The organism is Janthinobacterium glycogeni, from assembly GCF_051380725.1.
Lineage (GTDB): Bacteria > Pseudomonadota > Gammaproteobacteria > Burkholderiales > Burkholderiaceae_D > Janthinobacterium.
This window is the reverse complement of record NZ_JBNYXP010000007.1, coordinates 65528-89312: the sequence shown is the minus strand read 5'-3', so window position 1 is coordinate 89312 and position 23785 is coordinate 65528. Positions and strand designations below refer to the sequence as shown.

General features: G+C 65.7%; 18 protein-coding genes. 10 read left to right on the top strand and 8 right to left on the bottom strand.

Annotated features, from left to right (window positions below):
* Positions 1–5 precede the first annotated feature (5 nt).
* The 4 genes from ACQ4W4_RS17570 to ACQ4W4_RS17555 all read left to right on the top strand — a co-directional run bounded on the left by ACQ4W4_RS17570 (position 6) and on the right by ACQ4W4_RS17555 (position 4813).
* Entirely contained in the window at positions 6–668 is a 663-nt protein-coding gene (locus ACQ4W4_RS17570; protein WP_436543083.1) for a hypothetical protein, read from the top strand.
* Entirely contained in the window at positions 665–961 is a 297-nt protein-coding gene (locus ACQ4W4_RS17565) for a barstar family protein (protein ID WP_436543082.1), read from the top strand. Before ACQ4W4_RS17570 ends, ACQ4W4_RS17565 begins: the two co-directional genes overlap by 4 nt.
* 371 nt (positions 962–1332) lie before the next feature.
* Positions 1333–3039, top strand: a complete 1707-nt coding sequence (leuA, locus tag ACQ4W4_RS17560) for a 2-isopropylmalate synthase (RefSeq protein WP_436543081.1) — start codon at positions 1333–1335, stop codon at positions 3037–3039.
* 169 nt (positions 3040–3208) lie between these two features.
* Complete coding sequence (locus ACQ4W4_RS17555) at positions 3209–4813, top strand: methyl-accepting chemotaxis protein (RefSeq protein ID WP_436543080.1); 1605 nt, start codon at positions 3209–3211, stop codon at positions 4811–4813.
* A gap of 5 nt (positions 4814–4818) precedes the next feature.
* Here ACQ4W4_RS17555 and egtB read toward each other — a convergent pair whose 3' ends face one another.
* Both egtB and egtD read right to left on the bottom strand, forming a co-directional pair.
* Complete coding sequence (egtB, locus tag ACQ4W4_RS17550; RefSeq protein WP_436543079.1) at positions 4819–6087, bottom strand: ergothioneine biosynthesis protein EgtB; 1269 nt, start codon at positions 6085–6087, stop codon at positions 4819–4821.
* Positions 6088–6238: 151 nt separating this feature from the next.
* A complete protein-coding gene (gene egtD / locus ACQ4W4_RS17545) occupies positions 6239–7231 on the bottom strand; it encodes an L-histidine N(alpha)-methyltransferase (RefSeq protein WP_436543078.1) in 993 nt (330 codons plus the stop codon).
* Between the two features lie 333 nt (positions 7232–7564).
* Here egtD and ACQ4W4_RS17540 point away from each other — a divergent pair, with 333 nt between their 5' ends.
* From ACQ4W4_RS17540 to ACQ4W4_RS17525, 4 genes are all read left to right on the top strand, one after another.
* Entirely contained in the window at positions 7565–8257 is a 693-nt protein-coding gene (locus ACQ4W4_RS17540; protein ID WP_436543077.1) for an ABC transporter ATP-binding protein, read from the top strand.
* A 179-nt stretch (positions 8258–8436) separates the two neighbouring features.
* Positions 8437–8724: a hypothetical protein gene (locus ACQ4W4_RS17535; RefSeq protein ID WP_034757399.1), complete on the top strand. Its 288-nt coding sequence runs from the start codon at positions 8437–8439 to the stop codon at positions 8722–8724.
* A 267-nt stretch (positions 8725–8991) separates the two neighbouring features.
* Complete coding sequence (locus ACQ4W4_RS17530) at positions 8992–11811, top strand: DUF7379 domain-containing protein (protein ID WP_436543076.1); 2820 nt, start codon at positions 8992–8994, stop codon at positions 11809–11811.
* A 51-nt stretch (positions 11812–11862) separates the two neighbouring features.
* Complete coding sequence (locus ACQ4W4_RS17525) at positions 11863–14469, top strand: CHAT domain-containing protein (protein WP_436543075.1); 2607 nt, start codon at positions 11863–11865, stop codon at positions 14467–14469.
* Here ACQ4W4_RS17525 and ACQ4W4_RS17520 read toward each other — a convergent pair.
* The gene (locus ACQ4W4_RS17520) at positions 14402–15163 is read right to left on the bottom strand and encodes a GNAT family N-acetyltransferase (protein WP_436543074.1); all 762 of its coding nucleotides are present in this window, start codon (positions 15161–15163) and stop codon (positions 14402–14404) included. The two genes, ACQ4W4_RS17525 and ACQ4W4_RS17520, sit on opposite strands and share 68 nt — an antisense overlap.
* Positions 15164–15308: 145 nt before the next feature.
* Here ACQ4W4_RS17520 and ACQ4W4_RS17515 point away from each other — a divergent pair, with 145 nt between their 5' ends.
* Positions 15309–17633 (top strand): FdhF/YdeP family oxidoreductase, encoded by a 2325-nt coding sequence (locus ACQ4W4_RS17515; protein ID WP_436543073.1) that lies wholly within the window; start codon positions 15309–15311, stop codon positions 17631–17633.
* Here the strand turns inward: ACQ4W4_RS17515 and fdhD are convergent.
* The 4 genes from fdhD to ACQ4W4_RS17495 form a co-directional block, all read right to left on the bottom strand.
* Positions 17609–18427 (bottom strand): formate dehydrogenase accessory sulfurtransferase FdhD, encoded by an 819-nt coding sequence (gene fdhD, locus ACQ4W4_RS17510; protein ID WP_436543072.1) that lies wholly within the window; start codon positions 18425–18427, stop codon positions 17609–17611. The genes ACQ4W4_RS17515 and fdhD overlap by 25 nt on opposite strands.
* A 77-nt stretch (positions 18428–18504) precedes the next feature.
* On the bottom strand, positions 18505–19170 hold the full coding sequence (locus ACQ4W4_RS17505) for a hypothetical protein (RefSeq protein ID WP_436543071.1): 666 nt from the start codon (positions 19168–19170) through the stop codon (positions 18505–18507).
* Between the two features lie 93 nt (positions 19171–19263).
* Complete coding sequence (locus ACQ4W4_RS17500) at positions 19264–20721, bottom strand: Ppx/GppA phosphatase family protein (protein WP_436543070.1); 1458 nt, start codon at positions 20719–20721, stop codon at positions 19264–19266.
* Between the two features lie 163 nt (positions 20722–20884).
* Entirely contained in the window at positions 20885–21967 is a 1083-nt protein-coding gene (locus tag ACQ4W4_RS17495) for a calcium:cation antiporter (protein ID WP_071077959.1), read from the bottom strand.
* 295 nt (positions 21968–22262) lie between these two features.
* On the opposite strand from ACQ4W4_RS17495, the gene ACQ4W4_RS17490 reads away from it, so the two are divergent.
* Complete coding sequence (locus ACQ4W4_RS17490; protein WP_326457567.1) at positions 22263–22601, top strand: hypothetical protein; 339 nt, start codon at positions 22263–22265, stop codon at positions 22599–22601.
* A 6-nt stretch (positions 22602–22607) separates the two neighbouring features.
* Here ACQ4W4_RS17490 and ACQ4W4_RS17485 read toward each other — a convergent pair whose 3' ends face one another.
* Positions 22608–23759: a GGDEF domain-containing protein gene (locus ACQ4W4_RS17485; RefSeq protein ID WP_436543069.1), complete on the bottom strand. Its 1152-nt coding sequence runs from the start codon at positions 23757–23759 to the stop codon at positions 22608–22610.
* Positions 23760–23785 lie beyond the last annotated feature (26 nt).

Genomic DNA, 23785 nt, shown 5'->3' with positions numbered 1-23785 from the left:
AGAACATGTCCGACGAATATCAATTTTCCGACAGTCGCGCCTTGAGCGACCCGTTTGCCCAACAGCTATCGCAGCAGCCGCCCGACGGCGCCCTCACCTGGCTGACTGCCGTGCTGACCACGCAGGCGCCCGCGCTGCGCTCGTCGAACGCCACCTTGCTGGCTTACACGGGCAATCCGGCCGCCCTCGCCTGGATCGACGCCAACGTCGGCTCGCCCGTGGCGGGAGCATGGGGCGTGGCCGCGGCGCTGCTGGACACGCCGTGGCCACGCATCGTGGACTGGCTGCAGCGCGGCGGCCCGCACCGGCTGATGGCGCTCGATGCCCTGTACGCCTATCGCAAGCCGGCCGTCAACATGTCGCCGCTGGAACAGATCGCCGCGCCCGTGCTGCCGCAAGCGCCTGCGCGCGCCGAACTCGACGCCGCGCTGGCCGCTTGCCTGGCGGCATCTTCCACGCCGCGCATCCAGGCTGCCGTCAACTCGATCCAGCAGCATGCGGACGACATCCTGCGCGGCGGCCCGCGCGGCGTGGCCGTGGCCGACTTGCCGCGCCTGTACCTGGACCCGGCACCGTTCAAGGATGCTTCCGCCATCCTGGAACGGCACGAAACCGTGGTCGCCGGCATGCGGCAAAACCTGCAGAACTTGCTCAAGGGAATAGTGTGAAGAGACTGGCCATCGTGACGATCGACTTGAGCGCAATCAATTCGCCACGCCAGTTGCACGCGGCCCTGGCCGCCGCGCTGGGTTTTCCTTCCTTCTACGGCATGAACTGGGATGCTTTCCACGATGCCATCACGGGCCTGGTGGACATGCCGCAACAACTGGAGCTGCGCGGCAGGCCCGCCTTCGCCGCGCGCCTGCCCGACGAAGCGGCCATGCTGCAGCGCAGCCTGGCGCGCCTGGCGCAGGATGCGTTGGATGCGCCGGACCAGGCGGCGCAGGTGCGTTACGTTTGACACAAGGTGTCGCCAGGAAACGCTTGACAGCCAACCACCACTTCCCTTACATTGCTTGCATGTCCTCCTTCAAACATTCCTCCCCTTCCCTGCTGTCGCTATCGCGACTACACCTAGCACGCGCATAAGTTTGCCGCATTGCTTCGCCTGGCCACACGCCGGCGTGTTTCAAAAACCCTGGAAGGTTTGATGATGTTTGCACCATCCCCATTCGTACACGTAATCCCCGCTGCGACCGCCCCTGCCGGCATCGTCGCTGCACTGCATCTGCTATCGCTACCGATCGCTTGCCTGGCCTAGTGTTGCGTGGCCGCCCGGCAAGCTTGCGCCACAACCATTGATTTCCCCCCTATCTTCAGGAGTACCCGATCATGATGTTGCAAAACCCAGCTTCCAAATACCGCGCCTTTCCTCCAGTTAAATTGACCGACCGTCAATGGCCGAACCAGATCATCAGCAAACCGCCTATCTGGATGAGCACCGATTTGCGCGACGGCAACCAGTCCTTGATCGAGCCGATGAGCGCGGAAAAGAAGCTGCGGTTCTTCGAGATGCTGATCGCCATCGGCCTGAAGGAAATCGAAGTGGGTTTCCCATCGGCATCGCAGACGGATTTCGATTTCGTGCGCAAGCTCGTCGATGAAGGCCGCATCCCGGACGACGTCACCATCATCGTGCTGACCCAGTCGCGCGAAGAATTGATACGCCGCACGGTGGAATCGGTCGTCGGCGCCAAGCGCGCCATCGTCCACCTGTACAACTCCGTGGCGCCCGTGTTCCGCAAGGTCGTATTCGGCATGTCGCGCGAAGAAATCACGAATATCGCCACCACCGGCACCACCCTCGTGAAGCAATTGGTGGCCCAGCATCCGCAAACGGAATGGGGTTTCGAATACACGCCGGAATCGTTTTCCACCACGGAACTCGATTTCTCCAAGCATATCTGCGACGCCGTCAGCGCCATCTGGAAGCCGACGCCGGCCAACAAGATGATCATCAACCTGCCATCGACCGTCGAATGCAGCACGCCCAACGTGTATGCGGACCAGATCGAATGGATGTCGCGCAAGCTGGCGCGCCGCGATTCCATCATCATCAGCGTGCACCCGCATAACGACCGCGGCACGGCCGTCGCCTCGGCCGAGCTGGCCGTGATGGCAGGCGCCGACCGCGTCGAAGGCTGCTTGTTCGGCAATGGCGAGCGCACGGGCAACGTCGACCTGGTGACTTTGGCGATGAATCTGTACACGCAGGGCGTGCACCCTGGTCTGGATTTCTCCGACATCGACAGCGTGCGCAAGTGCGTGGAAGAGTGCAACCAGCTGCCCGTCCACCCGCGCCACCCGTATGCGGGCGACCTGGTCTTCACGGCATTCTCCGGCTCGCACCAGGATGCGATCAAAAAAGGTTTCGCCAAGCAAGAAGCTGGCGCCATCTGGGAAGTGCCCTACCTGCCGATCGACCCGGCCGACCTGGGCCGCAGCTACGACGCCGTGATCCGCGTCAACAGCCAGTCGGGCAAGGGCGGCATGGCGTACTTGCTGGAACAGGAATACGGCCTGGTCTTGCCACGCCGCCTGCAGATCGAATTCTCGCGCGCCGTGCAAGCCGTGGCCGATGCCACGGGCCGCGAAATCGCCGCCCAGGATATCCATGAAATCTTCCAGCAGGAATACCTGGAGCAGACGGTGCCGTACGCCTACGCTTCGCACCGCATGGTGGAAGACACGAGCAGCGACGAATCCGTGCAGATCGACATCAGCCTGTCACACCGCCAGACGCCGCTGGCCCTGCAAGGCGGCGGCAACGGCCCCATCGACGCCTTCGTCAATGCGCTCGGTCTCGACATCAAGCTGATGGATTACCACGAGCACTCGATCGGCTCCGGCGCCAACGCGCAAGCGGCGTGCTACGTGGAATTGCGCCTCGATAACGGTCCTACCCTGTTCGGCGCCGCCATCGACAGCAACATCGTCACCGCCTCGTTCAAGGCCGTGCTGTCGGCCGTGAACCGCCGCATCGGCCAGACGGAAGCCGAAAAAACAACAGCGGCCGACGTCGCTGCCAGCGCTGCCTGAACACGGCTCAGGCATCCCTTATAGGGAGAAAAAGCGGTACGGCTTGATCGCCGTGCCGCTTTTTCATTTCCGTAGGGCAATTGTTGCTGCAAAAGAAGTATCACACGCCGTATAATCGTTTCATAATAAGACCACCGGGGACAGATCATTAGCTACCGAGGGAATCAGTATGAAATTGACGGATATGAAGATAGGCGCACGCCTGGGTGCCGGCTTTGGCGTGGTGCTGCTGCTGATGGCAGTGCTGGTGGGAACGGGCCTGTTCCGGCTGGACAAGATCGGCGCGCTCAGCGAGTCCATCATCGAGAAAGACTGGGCCAAGGCCGACGCCATCGCCACCATCCGCAGCACGACGCGTTCGAACGCGGCACTGGTGCTGGAGCTGTTCATCCATGAAGATCCGGCCCGCGCCAACGCCATCCATGGCGAAATCGATGCCAACAAGGCCACCATCACCGACGCGCTGGCCATCCTCGACCGCCTGATCGTGCTGCCTGAAGGCAAGGAACTGCTGGCCACCCTGAAGCAGCAGCGCAAGGCCTATGTCGTCTCGTTCAGCCAGGCCGACAAGCTGCTGGTGGCGGGACAGCGCACGGAAGCGGCCAAGCACGTGCGCGACGATACCCTGCCCGCCCTGAACCAGCTGCAAAAGACGGTGAACCGCCTGAATGAACTCCAGCGCGAGGTGGTCGTGCATGGCGGCCAGCAAATCCAGCAGAATATTTCTGCGGCGAATGTGCTGATGGCCAGCCTGGGCACGGCCGCCCTGCTGCTGGGCGTACTCTTTGCCTGGCGGGTCACGCGCTCGATCACCACGCCGATCGCGTATGCGCTGCGCGTGGCGCAAGCCGTGGCTGGAGGCGACTTGAGCAGCAAGATCGTGGCCGACGGCAAGGATGAAGCGGGCCAGCTGCTGCAGGCCTTGCGCGACATGAACACCAACCTGGCCACCCTGGTGGGGCAAGTGCGCGGCGGCACGGGCACGATTGCCGTGGCGTCGAGCCAGATCGCCAGCGGCAATGCCGACTTGTCGGCCCGCACGGAAGCGCAGGCCAGCGCGCTGGAAGAAACCGCCTCGTCGATGATCGAACTGACGGGCACCGTGCGCAGCAACAGCGACAATGCGCGCCAGGCCGACAGCCTGGCCCGCTCGGCGTCGGCCATCGCGCAGCGCGGCGGCTCGGCCATGGCGGAAGTGATCGGCACCATGGACGCCATCAATGCCTCGTCGCGCAAGATCGTCGACATCATCGCCGTCATCGACGGCATCGCCTTCCAGACGAATATCCTGGCCCTGAACGCGGCAGTGGAAGCGGCGCGCGCCGGCGAGCAAGGCCGCGGCTTTGCCGTCGTGGCATCCGAAGTGCGCAACCTGGCGCAACGCTCGGCGGCGGCGGCCAAGGAAATCAAGGAACTGATCGCCGACTCCGTCACGCGCGTCGGCCAGGGTGCGCAGCTGGTCAGCCAGGCGGGCGCCACGATGGATGAAGTGGTGGCCAGCGTGGGCCGGGTCAGCGCCATCGTCGGTGAAATCAGCGTCGCCAACCACGAGCAGAGCGAAGGCATCGAGCAGATCAATGCAGCCATCATGCAGATGGACCAGACGACGCAGCAGAATGCGGCCCTGGTCGAGGAAGCGGCCGCGGCTGCGGCTGCCATGCATGAGCAGGCGGGCGAACTGGAAACCCTCGTCAGCCAGTTCAAGCTGGACTCCATCGCCGGCGCCAAGGCACCGCCCCGCCCTGCGCCAACCTCCGCTCCGCGCTTGAACTAGTTCAGCTATTCCACCTGGCGCGCCAGGCGGATGCCGGAAAACTGCCAGCGCGCGCCGGCCGGAAAGAAATTGCGGTAGCTGGCGCGCGCATGGCCGGCCGGCGTGGCGCACGACGAGCCGCGCAGCACATACTGGTTCAGCATGAACTTGCCGTTGTATTCACCGAGCGCTCCCGGCGCCGTGCGGTAGCCCGGATACGGCGCGTAGCTGGTGCTGGTCCACTGCCAGCAGTGGCCAAACATCTGCCGCAATCCCGCTCCCGGCGCGCCGGCCTGTGGGTGCAGCCGGCCCACCTGCATGTCGACGCCCTGCGCCGCCACTTCCCACTCCGCTTCCGTCGGCAGGCGCGCGCCGGCCCAGTGCGCATACGCATCCGCTTCGAACAGCGACAAGTGCGTGGCTGGCGCCTGCGGGTCCAGCGTGCGCAAGCCGAATAAAGTGAATTCCTGCCAGTGGCCCGCCTCGTCGCACTGCCAATACAGCGGGCATGCCAGCTGTTGCGTGCGGACCCAGTCCCAGCCTTCGGCCAGCCACAGGTGGGCCGTGCGGTAACCGCCCGCCTCGATAAAGGCGAGAAATTCGCCATTCGTCACCAGCGCGCTGGCCAGTTCGAACGGCGCCACGTATTGCGGATGGCGCGGCAATTCATTGTCGAAACAAAAGCCGTCGCCCGCATGACCGATCTGCGCCAGGCCGCCCTCGAAGGCGAGCCAGGCCGTGGGCTGCGCGTGTTCCTGCGCTGGCGCAATCGCGCTGTCCGGCGCACTGTCCGGCGCACTGTCCAGTGCATTGTTCAGGTACGCGGGAAACAGGGCGCTCTGCGCCAGCAAGTGCTTGACGTCCGTCAACAGCAATTCCTGGTGCTGCTGCTCGTGTTCGAGCCCCAGTGCCAGCAGCATGGTCAGCCGCTCGCGCGCGTCGCGCGCCAGTTCTCCCGCCAGCAGGCGCGCGATGCGCGCATCGACGTTGGCCCTGTAAGCGCGCACCTGCGCCATGCCAGGCCGCGTCAGCAAGCCGCGCTGGGCGCGCGGATGCTTCTCGCCCACGCCGTTGTAATACGAGTTGAACAGCACGCGGAAGGCCGGATGAAAGGGCGCGAACGCCGCCTCCATGCTTTCCAGGATAAACGTTTCGAAAAACCAGGTGGTATGCGCGAGGTGCCATTTCACGGGACTGGCGTCCGGCATCGATTGCGCGCCGCAGTCCTCGTCGGACAGGGGTTCGGCCAGCAGCAGAGAATGCTGGCGCACTTGATGGTAATGATCGATCAGCATGGTAGTTTTTTGTTTTGTGTTGGCATCTTGAACGCCTGACAAAACCGTAGCGAGCGGCAGTGATTTGTGGCCAAGAAGCGCAACCGTACTTTAGTACGGTGAGCATCGCAGGCCGCAAAGCGCGACGCGTAGTAGGTTTGGTCAGACGTTGTTAGTCCCGGATGACTCTGGCGTAAATCACGGCAAACCACTGCTGCGGGTCCGTCCAGACTTGCACGGTGGAAAAACCCGCCTGCTCCAGCAAGCCGACGAAGGCCGGGCGCGTATATTTATAGCTGTCTTCCGTATGAATGCGTTCGCCTTTCGCGAAACGGCGCTGGCCACCTTTCCAATGGACAACTTGTTCGCTGCGCGCTTCCAGGTGCATTTCGACGCGGTGCTCGTCGGCGTTGAAAAAGCCGTGGTGCTGCCACGCGCGCACGTCGAAGTCGGCGCCGATCAGGCCGTTCACATGGCGCAGCATGTTCAGGTTGAAGGCGGCCGTCACGCCCAGCGCATCGTCATAGGCCGCATCGAGGATGGCGTCCTCCTTGATCAGGTCGACGCCGATCAGCAGGCCGCCATCGCCGTCCGCATTCGCGCGCAGGCGGCGCAGAAAGGCGGTCGCTTGTTCAGGCGCGAAATTGCCGATCGATGAGCCGGGATAGAAGAACAGGCGCCGCGCCTCGCGCACGCTGTCGGGCAAGTCGAGGCGGCTGGAGAAATCCAGGCCCAGCCCCGTCATCTCGATATGCGGAAAGCGCTGCTGCAGCCGGTTCAACGATTCGCTGAGGAAATCGTAGGAAATATCCACGGCCACATATTGCGCCGGATGCAGCAGCGGAAACAGGCTGGCGGCCTTGGCGCAATTGCCCGCGCCCAGGTCGATCAGGGTGCTGCCCGGCCCTACGGCGTGCGCGATCTCGGCGCCGTGGCGCGCGAAGATGGCCGCTTCCGTGCGCGTCGGATAGTACTCGGGCAAGGCGCAGATGGCTTCGAACAGTTTCGAGCCCAGCGCGTCGTACAGGTACTTGGGCGAGGTCCAGGCGTCGCGCGCCAACAGGCCTGCGCTGATCTCGGCTATCGTGACAGGAGTGGCGCTGGCCGCGCAGGCGTTGCTGGCGGGATACAAATCGGACTGCTGTTGCGCGAGTGGCATGGTCATGGGCTGGCGTCGTCAATATCGGGTTCACGAAGGGCTTGCACGGTCAGCCACCGGCCGCGCCGCCCCTGCCGCAGCGGTTTGCGGGCGCCTTGCCGATGACTTTTTTCCATCATAGCGGAATCCGCGCAAGCCAGCCGTGCGGCAGGTAACTTAAGGTCGACGCGCGCCGCCTGCCGCAGACGCCACACAAAAGTGGTATTACCAAGCAAAAAGCATAAGCCTGTCGTATACTACACATTGCCGGCCAAACAATCCGCGCCCCTTTGCAGTTCCCAGGCCCCCCTCTCCCCCGCGTGCCTCCCTTTACGATAGCCGTTATTAATCAAGATCACCATGCTCGAATTGCGCCATCTGTCGAAGTCCTATGCCAACGCCCGTCCCGTGCTGGCCAATATTTCCTGCCGTTTCAGGGCGGGGGAATTCATCGCCATCATGGGCGATTCGGGCGTGGGCAAGTCGACCTTGCTGAACCTGATCGCCGGCCTCGATACGCCCGATGCGGGTGCCGAAGCGCACCCTATCCTGGTGGACGGCATTGCCATGTCCAGCCTCGATGACGCCGCCGCCACCCGGCTGCGTCGCGCCCGCATGGGCTTTATTTTCCAGGCTTTCCACGTCTTGCCGCACCTGACCCTGCTGCAAAACGTGGCCCTGCCGCTGCTGCTCAACGGACTGCCCCAGGAGCGTGCCGCCAGCATGCTCGAGGCCGTCGGCCTGGGCGGACGCGGCGGCGACTTTCCGCAGCAATTGTCCGGCGGCGAAATGCAGCGCGTGGCCATCGCCCGCGCGCTCGTGCACAAGCCGGCGCTGGTGCTGGCCGATGAACCCACCGGCAACCTCGACCCGGACACGGCGCACAGCATCCTGCAATTGTTGCGCGCCGAAGTCAAGGCCAACGGCAGTTGCGCGATCATGGTCACGCACTCGCTGGCCGCCGCCGAAATGGCGGACCGGACCATGATTCTGACGAAAAGCGGCTTACAAAATACAACAACCGTCAACCAAATTGATCAAACAATCAGTTAATTTAACTGACCATCTGTCACAAGTTTTGTTATCGTAGTATTATTGAAAACACTTGCCTGGTTATCAATGTTGTAGCACGAATGTTGTCACGTCACCCAGACAGCCGTACTGCGATGACGAACTATAGCCGGGACCATATAAAGTGGTCCCGTCCCTTGCATAACCTGAAGGAGGAGTAAATGAACGTTCGACAAAAGAAGCTGGAAATGATTGAAGCGATGAACCGGGCGCGTGCGCTCGAACCATCGAGTTTTGTGCCCAACAAGCTGCTCGATACCTTGATCGAGAAGTTGAACTTGAAAAATGATGCGGAACTGTGCCGCGTCCTGGAAGTTCAGCCTCCCATCATCAGCAAGATTCGGCACGGCAAACTGTCGGTCGGTGCAACGATTTTATTGCGCATGCATGAAAAATCGGACATCACCATCCGCGAACTGAAGGAACTGTCCGCCACGCCAGTCCATTGAACCACCCGCTGTTGTAATGCCATGCCAGGCACCCAGGTCCCCGGCGCCATGAACTTTTGCCATACAATTCGCGTAGTTCGCTCACCGCACCACATCCGAGCACGATAGCGAAGAGACCCAGCCCAAACCATGCTGACCGTTTCTCTGCCCTGCCGCTCCAGCCCTCCCAGCTTCTCCCCCCTGCATTTCCACACATACTTGATCTGACACAACACGCATAGTCCGCGCAGGCATCAAGGTCAGCTTTTAACCAACGATCCCAACCGCATGTCCAGCGATCCCCTTGCGCCGCCCGTGCTGCGCCTGACGCTCACGCGCGATCCCCTTGCCAGCGCCGGCGACTGTCCCGCCGCGCCCGGCTGGCATGGCGAAACCCATGTGCTGTCGAGCGCGCGCGGCATCGGCAGCTGCCGCACCGTACTCGATATCGGCCCGGCCGACGTGGTGCAGCTGCTGCTGTGCGACGGCAGTTCGCTGCTGGCAGGCAGCCTGGACCTGCCACGCTACCTGGGGCCGGCCACGCTGGCGCGCGACGGCGCGCCCGCCAGCATCGAAGTGGGGCTGGCCCTGCGCCCGCAGGCGGCGCGCCAGCCGCCCGGCGCCAGCCGCGACGGCCTGGGCGCCTGGATGCTGCGGGCCGTGCGCGTGTACCGCTGCGGCGCCGCCGCCATGACGGCGCTGGCGGCGGCGGGCGCCTTCCAGGACCGCCAGCTGGAACAGCGCCTGGGCCTGTACCGCTGCGGCATCGAGGCCGGCAGCATGACGGCCGTCGCCAGCCTGCCCTCCGGGCCGGAACCGGTGCTGCTGCTGTTGCACGGCACGGCCTCATCGACCCTGCGCAGCTTTGGCGGCCTGTGGCGCAACGGCCTGGCGCCGCAACTGGCGGCGCAATACGGCAACCGCATCTACGGCTATGAGCACCGCAGCCTCAGCGACAGCCCCATAGAGAACGCCCTGGCGCTCGTGCGCCTGTTGCCGCACGGCGCCGTGCTGCACCTGCTGACCCATTCGCGCGGCGGCCTGGTGGGCGAATTGCTGGCGCGCGCGCAGCGCATCGACAGCCGCGGCGCCGTCGACCTGGCCGGCGACGGCCTGCAGCGATTGAGCGAAAACACGGTGGGCGGCGAAGCGTTCAACAGCCACGATATCGAACACTTCACGGCGCAGGCGCGGCTGGGGGGACGCGGCGGCTACGACGCCGATGCGGCGCGCCTGCGCGAATTGAGCGTGGAACTGAAGACGCGCGCCATCCGCATCGCCCGTTTCGTGCGCGTGGCTTGCCCGTCGCGCGGCACCACCCTGATGTCGGGCCGTCTGGACCGCTGGGCCAGCGTGATGCTCAACCTGCTGCTGCACGACGGCGTTCCCGACGGCGCCATGGCCTTCCTGCTGGCCGTGGTGCAGCAGCGCTGCGACGCGCGCATCCTGCCGGGCCTGGAAGCGATGATGCCCGACTCGCCCCTGGTGGCGCTGCTCAATGCGCCCGACGTGCGCGTGGCCAGCCCGCTGCACGTGCTGGCCGGCGCGTGCAGCGGCGATGGCCTGCTGGGGTGGCTGGGCGACTGCCTCGGCGACCAGCTGCACGGCGGGCAGAACGACCTGGTGGTCAATTGCGCCTCGATGGCCGGCGGCGCCACGCGCAGCACGCCCGTGCGGCAACTGCTGCTGCAAGGACCGCACACGCACCACCTGAACTACTTCGAGCGCGCGCCATCGAGCCAGGCCGCCGTGCAGGCGCTCGCGGGCGACGAGACCGCCTACCAGCCCCTGCCCGGCATCGAGCACGGCCCGCTGGCGCGCGGCGGCGAAGTGCCGAAACGGCGCGCGCACGCGCCCATCGTGCTGCTGCTGCCCGACATCATGGGCAGCCACCTGCAAGTGGGCAGCAACCGCATCTGGTTCGACCCCGTGAACCTGGTCGAAGGGCGCATCGAACGCCTGGCCGTGGGCCAGCCGCACATCGTCAGCGCCGGCTGGATCGAGTCCTGCTATGAGCCGTTTGCCAGTTTTCTCGCGCAAAGCCAGGAGGTGCGGCCCTTTACCTATGACTGGCGCTTGTCGCTGCAGGAGTCGTGCAGCACCTTCCTGCCCGTGCTCGACATCGCCATGCGCGACGCGGAACAGCGCGGACAACCGCTGCGCATCGTTGCCCACGGCATGGGCGGACTGGTGGCGCGCCTGGCCCTGAAGGACCGCTGGCAGCGCTTCGGCGCCCTGCCCGGCAGCCGCCTGCTGCAGGTGGGCACGGCCAACCGCGGCACGCAGGCGATGGTGCAAGTGCTGCTGGGGCGCGACCGGCTGGTGCAGATGCTGGCGTGCTGGATCAGCTGGAAGCACACGCGGCGCCAGTTTCTCGGCTTCGTGCGCTCCTTTCCCGGCGTGCTCGACATGCTGCCGTGGCCGCAGGCGGGCGGCATCGATTATTTCGACGCAGAGACCTGGGCGCAGCTGGCCGCCGGCGACGCGCAAGCGGGCCTGCCCGGCGGCTGGCAGGCGCCCGAGGCCCAGGCGCTGGCCGCGGCCCGCGCCACCGTGGCCCTGCTGGAAGCGGCCCCGCTCGACGCCCGCCATTGCAGCTACCTGGCCGGCTGCGCCGACACGCCGGTGGCGCTACGCCTGCGCGACGGCGCCATCGAAACGGCCTGGTCGCCGGACGGCGATGGCCGCACGGCCTGGCAAGGCGCGGTGCCGGACGGCGTGACTGCCTGCTACCTGCCGGTGGCGCATGGCGACCTGCTGCTGCAAAAAGAAACCTACCCGGCCATCGCGCAGCTGCTCGACAGCGGCCAGGGCGCCGCCCTGCCCCGCCACCCGCCGCACGCGCCTGGCGGCGCTCCGCCCCGCTTCCATCCCTGCGTTCCCGACGCCACGCCGCTGTACCCGCAGCCGCAGGAACTGCTCGACGCCGCCATCGGCGCCGCCGGCCCCGCCAGCGCGCCGGAGAGCCGCGCGCCGCAGCTGAGCCTATCCGTCATCCACGGCAGCATGGCCTCGGCCGACGCGCCCGTCATGAGCGGCTGCTACGCGTCCGAATCGCTGCGCGGCAGCATGAGCTTTCTGGACCGCCTGCTGGCGGGCAAGCTCTAGGAAATCCATGCGCTCGGGCGCTTTCCGCAACGCCCCGACTCCGCCCTCGTGGTGCTGCAGCCCGATGCGGCGCGACGGCCCGGCGGCGCCATCGTCATCGGCCTGGGCGCGCTGGGCGAGCTGACGCCGGGCGAACTGGCGCGCGCCTTTGCCGGCGGCCTGCTCGAATACGCGTGCGTCTGCCTGCAGGTGCGCGCCGCCGGCCATGCGGCCGCGCCGCCGATGGGCGAGCACGGCTTGCGGGTGGCCAGCCTGCTGTCCGGTTCCGGCTATGGCGGCTTGAGCATCGCCCTGTGCACGCGGGCCCTGATCGATGGCGCGCGCAGCGCCAACCGGCGCCTCGAAGACGCGGGCATGGCGTGCCGCATCGGCCATATCGCCATCTACGAACAGTCGGAAGCGCGCGCCATCGCCGCCGCCGTGGCCATCGAACAGTTCATGGCCGAGGCGCGCTACCAGGGCAGCTTCACGTTCGAGCGGCGCATCCGCCACAGCCCCGGCGGCTACAGGCGCATCCTGCCCAGCCTGAGCGGCGACAACGGCTGGCGCCGCGTGCAGATCGTCGCCGCGGATCTCTCCGGCGCCCTGCGCTTCACGGTGCTGACGGACCGCGCCCACAACAGCGTCGACGAGGAGCCGAACCAGCGGCAAGCCGTCGATGGCCTGATCATGGACGCCACCGACAACACCACCGACCAGCCGGGCCTGTCGCGCGCGCTGTACGAACTGATGCTGCCCAATGGCCTGAAGGCGGCCATCCCCGAGATGCGCGGCCTGATCCTGGCCGTCGACCAGAGCGCCGCCATCTACCCGTGGGAACTCATGCGCGACGAGGCGGGCAGCGAGGAAAGCCCGCTGTCGACGCGCATCGGCATGGTGCGCCAGCTGGCCAGCCTGCGCGAGCAGCCGTCCGCCGTCAGCCCGCCCAGCAACAGCGTGCTGGTGATCGGCGACACCGATTCCGGCCTGCCCGAGCTGCCAGCCGCGCAGGCCGAGGCGCAGGACGTGGCGCGCATGTTCGGCGCGTACGGCTACCAGGTGCGCGAGCTGCTGCGCCCGCAGGCGCAGCGCGTGCTGGTACACCTGTTCGACGAGCGCTATTTCGCCATCCACCTGGCCGGCCATGGCGAAGTGGCCGGCCCCGGCATCGCCCATACGGGGCTGGTGCTGGGACCGAAGACGCGGCTGACGGCGGCGCAGGTGGGTAAATTGAAGCGCGTGCCGCAATTCGTCTTCATCAATTGCTGCCACTTGGGCGACATGCGCCCGGACGCCATCGCACCATGGTCGAAACTGGCCGCCAGCCTGGCCACGGCCTTCATTGAAATGGGCTCGCAAGCGGTGATCGCGGCAGGCTGGCGCATCGACGACCAGGCGGCCAGCATCTTCGCGCACAGCTTTTATCACGCCATGCTGAGCGGCGAATACTTCGGCGACGCCGTGCGCCTGGCGCGCGAGGCGGCGTACCTGCAGTTCCCGGCGTCGAACACCTGGGGCGCCTACCAGGCGTATGGCGACGACCGCTACCGCTTTCCGAACACCCAGAGCCGGCCCTGGCAAGCGCCCGATTACCACTACCACGGCCATTTGCTGGCCGACCTGGAAACCCTGCACGCGCGACTGGCGGGCGCCGATCCCGCGCGCCGCGCGGCCATCGAGGAAAAGCTGGGCAGCATCGAGGAAGCCGCGCGCGCGCGCTTCTTCGGCTGCGCCGACATCCGCGAAAACATGGCCGCCACACGGGCCGGCCTCGGCGGCCTGGAGAACACCCTGCGCGCCATCGAACACTACCGGGCGGCGCACAGCGCGGCCGACGGCAAGGTGGGCTTGCGCGCGCTCGCACACTGGGCTGAACTGGAGATACGCCAGGGCGCGGCCCTGTGCGGCCTCGATGCGGGCGCCGGCATCGAGGTGCCCGCCGTGCCCGATATGGCGCAGGGACGCCAGTTGCTACAGGATGGAAAACAGCATATCGACCTGCTGGTGGCGCTGGCGCCCACGGCACAGCGCCTGGCCCTGCTGGGACGCTACTGGGCCTTGCAGGCGCGCCTGGCCTGCCGCGCAGGAAACTCCGGCGCGCCGGCCCTGCGCGCCATGACGGATGCCTGCCTGGCCGCGCTGGAAGAAGCGCGGCGGCGCAGCGGCGCGGCCGACTGCGACCTGATTTTCCAGGTGCTGGGGGGCGCCCTGCTGCTGAAAGCCCATGGCGACGGCGGCGCCTGGGGCACGCTCGATGCGCAACTGGGCGACTTGCTGCACGACGCCATCGCCTATGCGCGCCAGCGCCACGCGGATGAACACCGCGCCATCGATGCCGGCGCCCCCGTGCGCGCCGCCCTGCTGGCGGCCCTGTGGCAGGCGCCGGCAGGCCAACCGTTCGACGCGCCCGCGCGCGCCGCCTTCCTGGCCCTGTACCACGACGCCGTGCGGCGCCACGGCAGCATCGGCGAACCCGAAACGATCACGGCGCCGCTGCGCTTCCTGCTCGAACTGCTGCCGTCCGACAGCCCGGAGACCGGCTTGCGCAGCGCCGTGCAGGCGCTGGCCAGCCAGCTGCAAGCCTCGCTGCCCGGCAGCAGCCCCGGCAATCCTAGCCTGGCACCACGCCATAATGGCGCGCATAGCGCTCGTCCAGATTCGCCAGCGGCATCATCATGAACATGTCGGCGCTTTCGAAATCAGGGTCCCACGCCGGTTCGCCGCAAATCCAGGCGCCCGAACGCAGATAGCCCTTGATCAGCGGCGGCACTTGCGGCTTGTGCGCCGCTTCCACCTGGTGGATGGGGAAAGGCAGGTGCGGCGTGACGCGGTACTCGCTTGGGGCCATGTGCTTTTCGGCCAGCGCCTGGTACACGGCGACGGCGTTATGGCCGCCATCGGCCAGGCTGATGCTGGCGCAGCCGACCAGGTAGTCGCAGCGCTCGCGGCGCATGTACTCGGCCAGGCCCGACCACAGCAGCATGATCACGCTGCCGCCCCGGTATTTCGGGTGGATGCAGGCGCGGCCCGCTTCGACCATGCGTCCGCGCAGGTTCTTCAGGCGGCTCAGGTCGAACTCGTTTTCCGAATACAGGCGGCCGATCTTCGCCGCCTTGGCCGCGCTCAGCACGCGGTAAGTGCCCACCACTTTCAGGGTGTCGGCGTCGCGCACGATCAGGTGATCGCAGTGCGCGTCGAATTCATCGCTGTCGAGGCCATCGGCGTTGGCCAGCGACGTCAATCCCATCGTCTCGATAAACACCTTGTAACGCAAACGCTGGACTTCACGCAATTCCGCCGCCGTGGTGGCCTGGCTCAGCACCAGTTGGACCGGACGGACCTTGGCTTCGTTTGATGCGATTATGTTTTGCATGGTTTCATCCCCTGTGATCAAGACGACTCCAGCGTACTTGCCTAATATGTCAGGAAAATGACAGCCGAATGTCATTTCCATGACTCAAGTCAATGTCATTCGGGGATCGTGCATAATTACCACACTCGCCCAGCCGAAAGAGCCCATGACAGACACCGACGCCGTCCATATCACGCCCTACACCAAGCCTGCCGCCGGCTGGGGCGCCTTGAAACACGTGGCCATCAGCCTGCGCCAGGAGCGGGTCGCGCCCGCGAATCTGAAGGCGCTGCTGGCGCAAAACCAGCCGGACGGTTTCGATTGCCCCGGCTGCGCCTGGCCCGACCGCAACCACGCATCCACGTTCGCCTTTTGCGAAAACGGCGCCAAGGCCGTCGCCGCCGAAGCGACCAGCCGCCGCGCCGGCCCGGAACTGTTTGCCAGCCACACCGTCACGCAGCTGCTGGAACAGTCGGACTACGCGCTCGAGCAGCACGGCCGTCTGACCGAACCGATGGTCTATGACGCCGCCAGCGACCGCTACGTGCCCATCGCCTGGGAAGACGCCTACGCCCTCGTGGGCCGCCACCTGCGCGCCCTGCCCGATGCTAACCAGGCCGCGTTTTATACGTCGGGACGCGCCAGCAACGAAGCGGCTTTTTTGTACCAGCTGATGGCGCGCCTGTACGGCACCAATAACTTCCCCGACTGCTCCAACATGTGCCACGAGGCGACCAGCCGCGGACTGCCTGCCACCGTGGGCATCGGCAAGGGCACGGTGACCCTGGACGACTTCGAACTGGCCGACACCATCCTCATCTTCGGCCAGAATCCCGCCACCAACCACCCGCGCATGCTGGGCGAGCTGCGCGAGTGCGCGCGCTGCGGCGGCAGCATCGTCTCCATCAATCCCCTGCGCGAACGGGGCTTGCAGCGCTTCATGGACCCGCAAAGCGCGCGGGAAATGGCGACCCTGGGCAGCACGCGCCTGGCCGGCCTGTTCGTCCAGCCCACCCTGGGCGGCGACTTCGCCCTGATCAAGGCCGTCGCCAAGCGCGTCGTCGAGCACGACGATGCGGCGCAGGCGGCAGGCAGGCCCGCCGTCATCGACCACGCTTTCATTCTTGAGCACTGCAACGGTTTCGACGCTTTCCGCGACGACTTGCGCGCAGAGGATTGGCAACTGCTCGTGGCGGAATCGGGCGTGGCGCGCGTGCAGATCGAGGCATTGACGGACATATTCATCAAAGGTCAGCGCATCATCGCCACCTGGGGCATGGGCCTGACGCAGCACAAGCACAGCGTGGCGGCCATCCGCATGCTGTCGAACCTGATGATGCTGCGCGGGCAGATCGGCAAGCCGGGCACGGGCTTGTGCCCCGTGCGCGGTCACTCCAACGTGCAGGGCGACCGCACGGTGGGCATCGAAGAAAAACCGACGAGCGCCTTCCTCGACCGCCTGGGCCAGGTGTATGGTTTTACTCCGCCGCGCGCACACGGCCACGACGTGGTGGCCACCATCGACGCCATGCGGCGCGGCGACGTCAAGGTGTTCGTCGCGCTGGGCGGCAATTTCGCGGCCGCCGCGCCCGATACGCCCGTCAGCTGCGCCGCGCTGCGCCAGTGCGCGCTGACGGTGCAGGTAGCCACCAAGCTCAATCGCAGCCACCTGGTCATCGGCAAGGAAGCCTTGCTGCTGCCCACGCTGGGGCGCACGGAGATCGACCTGCAGCACGGCGTGGCGCAGGGCGTAACGGTGGAAGACTCTATGAGCATGGTGCATATCTCGTACGGGCGCAATGCGCCCGCTTCGCCGCAGCTGCGCTCGGAAGTGGCCATCGTGGCCGGCATGGCCGAAGCGACGGTGGGCAACGCCCTGGTGGACTGGCGCGCGTACGCGGCCGACTATGCGCGCATCCGCGACGACATCGCGAAGGTATTTGACGACTTTTACGACTACAACGCCAGGGTGGCGCAGCCAGGCGGCTTTCACCTGACGGTGGCCTCGCGCGAACGCGTGTGGAAGACGGCCAGCGGCAAGGCCAGCTTCCTCGTCGCCCCGCTGGACCTGGACACGCCGCTGCACCGCGCCCGCGCGCGCCACGGCAAGCGCCTGATGGTATTGATGAGCACCCGCTCGCACGACCAGTACAACACCACCATCTACGGCATGGATGACCGCTATCGGGGCGTGTATGGCACGCGCAAGGTCGTCTTCGCCAATGCGGCCGATATCGCCATGCTGGGTTTTAAGGATGGCGACATGATCGATTTGATCCGCGCCTGGGACGATGGCGTCGCGCGCCGCGCCGACGGTTTCCGGCTGGTCGCCTACGACATCCCGCGCGGCTGCCTGGGCGCGTATTACCCGGAGACGAATGCGCTGGTGCCGCTGGCCAGCACGGCCGACGGTGCCGGCACGCCCACGTCGAAGTCAGTGCCCGTGCTGCTGGAACGCAGCGCAAGCTACACGGTGATGCCGGGCGTGTAGTCGACGTACGCATCCTGGCGGCAGAAACCCACCAGCTTCATGCCGGCCTGCGTGGCGATGGAAATGGCCAGCGAACTGGGTGCGGAAATCGTCGCCAGCAAGGGTATCTGCATGCGCGCCGCCTTGCGCGCCAGCTCGTAGCTGCCGCGGCTGGACAGGAAGACGAAGCCGCGCCGCATGTCGATAGCGTGCAGCGCCAGGTAGCCGATCAGCTTGTCGAGACCATTGTGCCGGCCGACATCCTCGAACACGTGGACGATATCGCCGTCGGGCGTGCACCATGCGGCCGCGTGCACGCCGCCCGTTTCACGCATCAGCGCCTGGTGCTCGCGCAAGCCGCTTGATGCGCGCGCCAGCGCGGCTGGCAGGTCGACGCGGATCAGGGATGGCGGCAGCGCCGCGGGCCGCAAATCGAGCATGTCGATGCTGTCGATGCCGCACACGCCGCAGCCCGTGCGGCCCGTCAGCTGGCGGCGCCGGTCCTTCAGGCGCACGAAATCCTCCTGCGCGATGCTCAAGGCCACTTCGGCGGAATCCGGTCGCAGCAACACTTCGCAGTCGAAGATGGCGGCAGCCGATGCCACCACGCCTTCCGTCAGCGCAAAGCCGTACGCGAACGCTTCCAGGTCGCGCGGGGTGGCCATCATGACGACGTGGGAAATGCCATTAAAGACCAGCGCGACGGGGATTTCCTCGGCGACGTGGTCGATGGCATCGGTGGACTGGCCCGCGCGATGGCGGACGATGGCGCGCTCGACGAAGCCGGCGCGTTCGATCTTTGTATCTTCTGACATGGCAACCATGGGGGAACTATCACAGGCCCCATGGTAAACCAGAACGGCCAGGCAGGGTGCGGCCCCTGCCCGCGCCATCAATCCTTCTTCGGACGGCCCGTTTTCAGCTGCGGCAAGCCGGCCAACACGTTTTGCAGCGTGGCCAGGTCGATCTGGCTGATCAGCGCCACGCCGATGCGCAGCAATTCGCTTTTCTTGATCTCGAAACCGGCCTTCAGGCAGGCTTTTTTCACCTGGCCCAGGACTTCGTATTCCGCTTCCGGCATGGTGAAGCTGTCGCGCACCAGTTTCGGCTTGCGGGCTTTTTCCTTGACGGCGGCGACCTTGGCGACCAGCGCTTTTTTCGCCGGCACAGGCTTAACGGCGGCCTTGGCCACCGGCTTGACGACCGCTTTCGCTGCCGGCTTGGCAACGGCCTTGGCGGCCGGCTTCGCGGCAGCCTTGGCCGCTGGCTTGGCAACGGCTTTTACCGCCGCCTTGGCGACCGGCTTGGCCACAACGGCCTTGGCCGCCGGCTTGGCGGCGGGCGCCTTGGCAGCGGCAGGCTTGACGGCGACAGGTTTCGCCGCTGCCGGCTTCGCAGCGGCCGGTTTGGCGGCCACTGGCTTGACGGCGGCTTTTGCCACCGGCTTGGCCGCAGCCTTCACTGCAGGCTTGGCCGCTGCCGCGTTGATCGAGGCGCTGGTCGGGAACATCGATACGGGGGCGCTGTCGGCCTTTTTCGCTGGGACGGTTTTGGTCATGGATTCTCCAATCTAGTAAATAATATAAACAATATATACTGTTTTTTGAAATCTTGCTTGCTGCACATCAAGTCATGCGCACGACATGACCTTCTAGGCGCTGGCGCGGATGGTGAAATCGACCCCGACCTCATCCCAGAATTCCTGCTCCTTCTCGATCCAGAACGACACGGTGGGATGGTGCGCCACCCAGCCGCGCTTGATGTCGAGTTCGATGCGGCTTTTCATGCGCAGGCGCAGTTCGCTGAAATCGGCCTCGATGCGCGCATGCATGAGCAGGATCGACAGGCGCAGCGCCAGCACGGCCTTGGCGAAATCGGGGTCGGACAGCACCTCGCCGATCTTGCGCAAGTTGCCCTTCTGCGCCAGGATCAGCCGGCTCATGGTCTTCTGTTCGCGCGTCGTAAAACCGGGCAAGTCCGCATTTTCCACGATATAGGATGCATGCTTGTGGTAGCCCGTCTGCGACACGGCCAGGCCCACCTCGTGCAGCAGGCTGCTCCAGCGCAGGCATTTCACCAGGGCGTCGGACGTGGGCTTGAGCTGCGCGTACATGGCCAGCGCCTGCTCGGCCACCCGGCCCGCGCGCTGCTGGTCGATATGGAATTTCTCCATGCAGCCCTGCACCGACTGTTCGCGCCGGTCGCGCTTGGTCGAACGCAGGTACAGGTCCCACATCACGCCCATGCGCAAGCCCGCCTCGATCGGCGTCATGGCGGGAATGGCCAGTTCACGGAACAGGCCGATCAAGATGGCCAGGCCGCCGACGATGGTGCTGGCGCGGTCGGGGCGCAAGCCGGGCATGTCGATGCGGCTGGTGTGACCGAGTTCGATGAAGCGGCGCGCCAGCGCATCGAGGCTGGCGCTCGTGAGCAAGCCGTCGCCGAGCTTGTTGCGGGCGATGATGTCGGCGATGGTGCGGATGGTACCGGAAGAGCCGTAGGCCGTCTTCCAGTGCTGCGGATGGTACGGCGGCGCGGCATCCTCGAAATGGCTGCGCGCCGACAGGATGGCCGCCTCGAACGACGGCGCGTCGATGCGCCCGCCGATGAAGAACGACAGGCTTTGCTTGACCGTGCCCAGGCTGAAGGATTCGACGCGTTCGATATCATTGCCGCGCCCCAGTATCAGTTCGGTCGAACCGCCGCCGATATCCATCACCAGCCGGCGTTCGCCGGGAATGGCCAGCGCATTGGCCACGCCCATGTAAATCAGGCGTCCCTCTTCCTCGCCCGAGATGATTTCGATCGGGTAGCCGATGGCTTGCTCGGCCAGCGGCAGGAAGACGGCGCCGTTGCGCGCCACGCGCATGGCCGACGTGGCCACCACGCGCACGGCTTCAAGCTCGAAACCGGAGAGGATGACGCGAAAGCGCTGCAGGCAGGCCAGCGCGCCCTGCATGGCCGCTTCGGTCAGGTCGCCATTGGCGTCCAGGCCGGCGGCCAGGCGTATCGGATCGCGCACGCTCTTGACCACGCGGATCGTGTCGCCATCATGCTTGCCGACGTGTAAACGAAAACTGTTGGACCCCAGGTCCACCGCTGCATACATACTGGCCTCTTGTCTTGTCATTGCTGTGCCAACTGAAAAAGTTGGCAAATTCAGTTGCTAAACTATATAAATCATTTAAACGATTTAAAAATCCTACCACACTACCCTCATCGTATGACAGCGGCGTGACAGGATTGTGACAAAACGGCAGCCGTGCGGCAACTTATGGGACGATGGTCGTGAAGAGATACACGGCGAAAATCACCAGGTGCACCGTGCCCTGCATGACCGTGGTGCGGCCGGTGCCCAGCGACAGGGTAGCGACCATCAGCGACAGCAACAACAGCACCGTCGACTTGATATCGAGTCCCAGCGTAATGGTCAGGCCCGTGGCCAGCGACACCACCACCACGGCGGGTATCGTCAGGCCGATGCTGGCCAGCGCGGAGCCGAGCGCCAGGTTCAAGCTCGTTTGCAGGCGATTCGCGCGCGCCGCGCGCACGGCGGCCAGGCCTTCGGGCAGCAGCACGATGGCGGCGATGACGATGCCGACCAGTGTTTTCGGCGCGCCCATCGCGGCAATGGCCGTCTCCAGCGCCGGCGCCAGCGACTTGGCCAGCAGCACCACGGCGCCCAGGCACACCAGCAGCGCACCGGCGCTGACCCAGGCGACGGTGGGCGTGGGCGGCGCCGCATGCACCTCTTCATCGCCGACGGCTTCCTTGGGCAGGAAGTAATCGCGGTGGCGCACCGTCTGCACCAGCACGAAGGTGCCGTACAGGACCAACGAGATGACGGCGATGAAAATGAGCTGGCTGGAATTGTAGTACGGGCCGGCGGCGCTCGACGTGTAGTTCGGCAGCACCAGCGTCAAAATCGCGATGGCCGCCAGGGTGGCCAGCGACGCGCTCACGCCCAGCAACCCGAAGGTCTGCTCGCGGTGGCGCCCGGCGCCCAGCAGCAGGCAGATGCCGACGATGCCGTTCAAAATGATCATGATGGCGGCAAACACGGTGTCGCGCGCCAGGCCCGTCGTTTCCGGTCCGCCGGCCAGCATCAGCGAGACGATCAGCGCCACCTCGATCAGGGTCACGGCCAGCGCCAGCACGAGGGTGCCATACGGTTCGCCGATGCGGTGCGCCACCACTTCCGCGTGGTACACGGCGGCCAGCACGCTGCCGATCAGGCCGGCGACCAGCAATATCTGGTAGGCGCCGCCGACATTGAAGGTGGAGCCGAAGAGGAAGAGCCAGCCGGCAAGCGGGGCGGCAAGCGGCCATACAGGCAGGGATTTGAGCATTTTCATTATGAGCCTGGCAAGAGTAAAAAAAAGAGGGGCGCGGTGCGGACGGCAAAGGACAGCCTGGCGTGCATGCCATAGCATAACTTGCCTAGCTTAAATGCAAGTTAGGGAATACACATGGTCGAATGACGGCGACCCCGCCTGACCGGCCGGACAATTCCCTTGGCGCAGTGCACCTGCTTGCTACCAGTAACTATAGTCCCTTTGGTAACATGCCGTTGCAATTTTCATGTCTTTTTGCTTGCTGCCGCCGTCATAATGCAGGGTCCGCCTTCCCGGCATCGACCAAGGACAAACCATGATTTCCATAAACAACACAGCCATGCGTGCGTTCATCCTCGCGGGCAGCCTGCTGAGCGCCGCCGCACACGCGGACACACCGCCAGCGCACACAGCGCAGGTCGACGCAAACTGGGCCACCGCGCCCGCGCCCGCCGCGCAGGCACGGTGGCAAGACAGCCTGCCGCCCGCGCCGCCCGTGGAACCACGCGAAGAAAAGATACTGCCCAAGAGCGAATGGCTGACCGTCGAGCCGATGAAGGCGCCTGACCATCGCTGCGATCCGGGCCTCGATGCCTTGTTCTTGCCCAAGGAATGCGGCAAGGAACCGAGCTGGCTGGGCTCGCGCAAGAAGTAAGCGGGCTTACACGTCCAGCGTACTGGCGCCTTGCGCCTCGACGACTCTGTTGCGGCCCGCCTGCTTGGCCGCCTGCAGCGCTTCGTCGGCGCGCTTGAACAGGCTGACGGTGCTGTCTTCGGCGCGGATGGTGGTCACGCCCAGGCTGGCCGTCAGCTGCAGCACGGCGCGCTCCGTCTTGACGGGCAGCGCTTCGACGGCGGCGCGGATGCGCTCGGCCACCATCAGCGCATCGGCCAGGGTCGTGCGCGGCAACTGGATGGCGAACTCGGCGCCGCCCAGGCGGCCCATCAGGTCGCTGTCGCGCAGCTGCTGGCGGCAGGTGTCGACGATGGTTTTGAGCACCGCATCGCCCACCGGATGGCCATAGCTGTCGTTGACTCTTTTGAAATGGTCGATATTGAGCACCACCAGCGCCGTCGGCAAGCCGGGCCGGCGCGCCAGCGCCATCCATGGCGCCAGCGCCTGGTAAAAGCCGCGCCGGTTCGGCACGCCCGTGGCCGCGTCGAGCACTTCCAGGCGCGCCAGCTCGCCGCCCAGTTTTTCGCGCGACAGCAGCAGATAGCCGAAGGCGTTCGTCAGCATCATCAGGTACAGGGCGCCGAAGCCGGCCAGCTGCATCAGCTCCGCATCGAAACCGGGAACGGCGGCGGCAAGCACGCCGCGCGCGGCGATCAGCAAGGACAGCACGCCCATGCTGACGACGAGGAAGCGGCGCAGCATACTCGCCTCGCGCCATTTCAGGCACAGGGCGGCCACGCCGGCGAGGAAAAAGCCGGCCACGATCAGCGAGCCGCCGGCGCTGCGCAGCAGCGGCGCCACGTCGAACAGGTAGCAGGCGGTAAACAGGGCCACCGACAGGCCCAGCGCCGGCAATACATAACGTCGCCAGCCGCCGCGCCCGGCCGCCTGCCACAGCGCGCCCGCATCGAGCGCCATGCCGGCAAACAGCAGGCTATTGCCGAGCAGGATGGAGAGGAAATCGGGCAGCACGCCGCGGAAATACAGCAGGCACCAGGCGATAGCCTGGCATTGTTTGGCCACCGCCCAGGTAGACATGCTGAGCGACTTCTTGCGCTCGTATTCGAAGAAGAACAGGGCTGCGCACAGGCTCAGGTTGCCGAGCGCCAGGGCCAGTACCAGGGTCTTGATATCCATGGGCTACGCCATCGCCGCGAAGCCGC

What these genes read in the sequence shown, in the direction of transcription:
- ACQ4W4_RS17570 (WP_436543083.1), top strand. Translation starts at nt 6, where the DNA reads ATGTCCGACGAATATCAATTTTCCGACAGTCGCGCCTTGAGCGACCCG.
- leuA (WP_436543081.1), top strand. Translation starts at nt 1,333, where the DNA reads ATGATGTTGCAAAACCCAGCTTCCAAATACCGCGCCTTTCCTCCAGTT.
- ACQ4W4_RS17555 (WP_436543080.1), top strand. Translation starts at nt 3,209, where the DNA reads ATGAAATTGACGGATATGAAGATAGGCGCACGCCTGGGTGCCGGCTTT.
- egtB (WP_436543079.1), bottom strand. Translation starts at nt 6,087, where the DNA reads ATGCTGATCGATCATTACCATCAAGTGCGCCAGCATTCTCTGCTGCTG.
- egtD (WP_436543078.1), bottom strand. Translation starts at nt 7,231, where the DNA reads ATGACCATGCCACTCGCGCAACAGCAGTCCGATTTGTATCCCGCCAGC.
- ACQ4W4_RS17540 (WP_436543077.1), top strand. Translation starts at nt 7,565, where the DNA reads ATGCTCGAATTGCGCCATCTGTCGAAGTCCTATGCCAACGCCCGTCCC.
- ACQ4W4_RS17535 (WP_034757399.1), top strand. Translation starts at nt 8,437, where the DNA reads ATGAACGTTCGACAAAAGAAGCTGGAAATGATTGAAGCGATGAACCGG.
- ACQ4W4_RS17530 (WP_436543076.1), top strand. Translation starts at nt 8,992, where the DNA reads ATGTCCAGCGATCCCCTTGCGCCGCCCGTGCTGCGCCTGACGCTCACG.
- ACQ4W4_RS17520 (WP_436543074.1), bottom strand. Translation starts at nt 15,163, where the DNA reads ATGCAAAACATAATCGCATCAAACGAAGCCAAGGTCCGTCCGGTCCAA.
- ACQ4W4_RS17515 (WP_436543073.1), top strand. Translation starts at nt 15,309, where the DNA reads ATGACAGACACCGACGCCGTCCATATCACGCCCTACACCAAGCCTGCC.
- fdhD (WP_436543072.1), bottom strand. Translation starts at nt 18,427, where the DNA reads ATGTCAGAAGATACAAAGATCGAACGCGCCGGCTTCGTCGAGCGCGCC.
- ACQ4W4_RS17505 (WP_436543071.1), bottom strand. Translation starts at nt 19,170, where the DNA reads ATGACCAAAACCGTCCCAGCGAAAAAGGCCGACAGCGCCCCCGTATCG.
- ACQ4W4_RS17500 (WP_436543070.1), bottom strand. Translation starts at nt 20,721, where the DNA reads ATGTATGCAGCGGTGGACCTGGGGTCCAACAGTTTTCGTTTACACGTC.
- ACQ4W4_RS17495 (WP_071077959.1), bottom strand. Translation starts at nt 21,967, where the DNA reads ATGAAAATGCTCAAATCCCTGCCTGTATGGCCGCTTGCCGCCCCGCTT.
- ACQ4W4_RS17490 (WP_326457567.1), top strand. Translation starts at nt 22,263, where the DNA reads ATGATTTCCATAAACAACACAGCCATGCGTGCGTTCATCCTCGCGGGC.
- ACQ4W4_RS17485 (WP_436543069.1), bottom strand. Translation starts at nt 23,759, where the DNA reads ATGGATATCAAGACCCTGGTACTGGCCCTGGCGCTCGGCAACCTGAGC.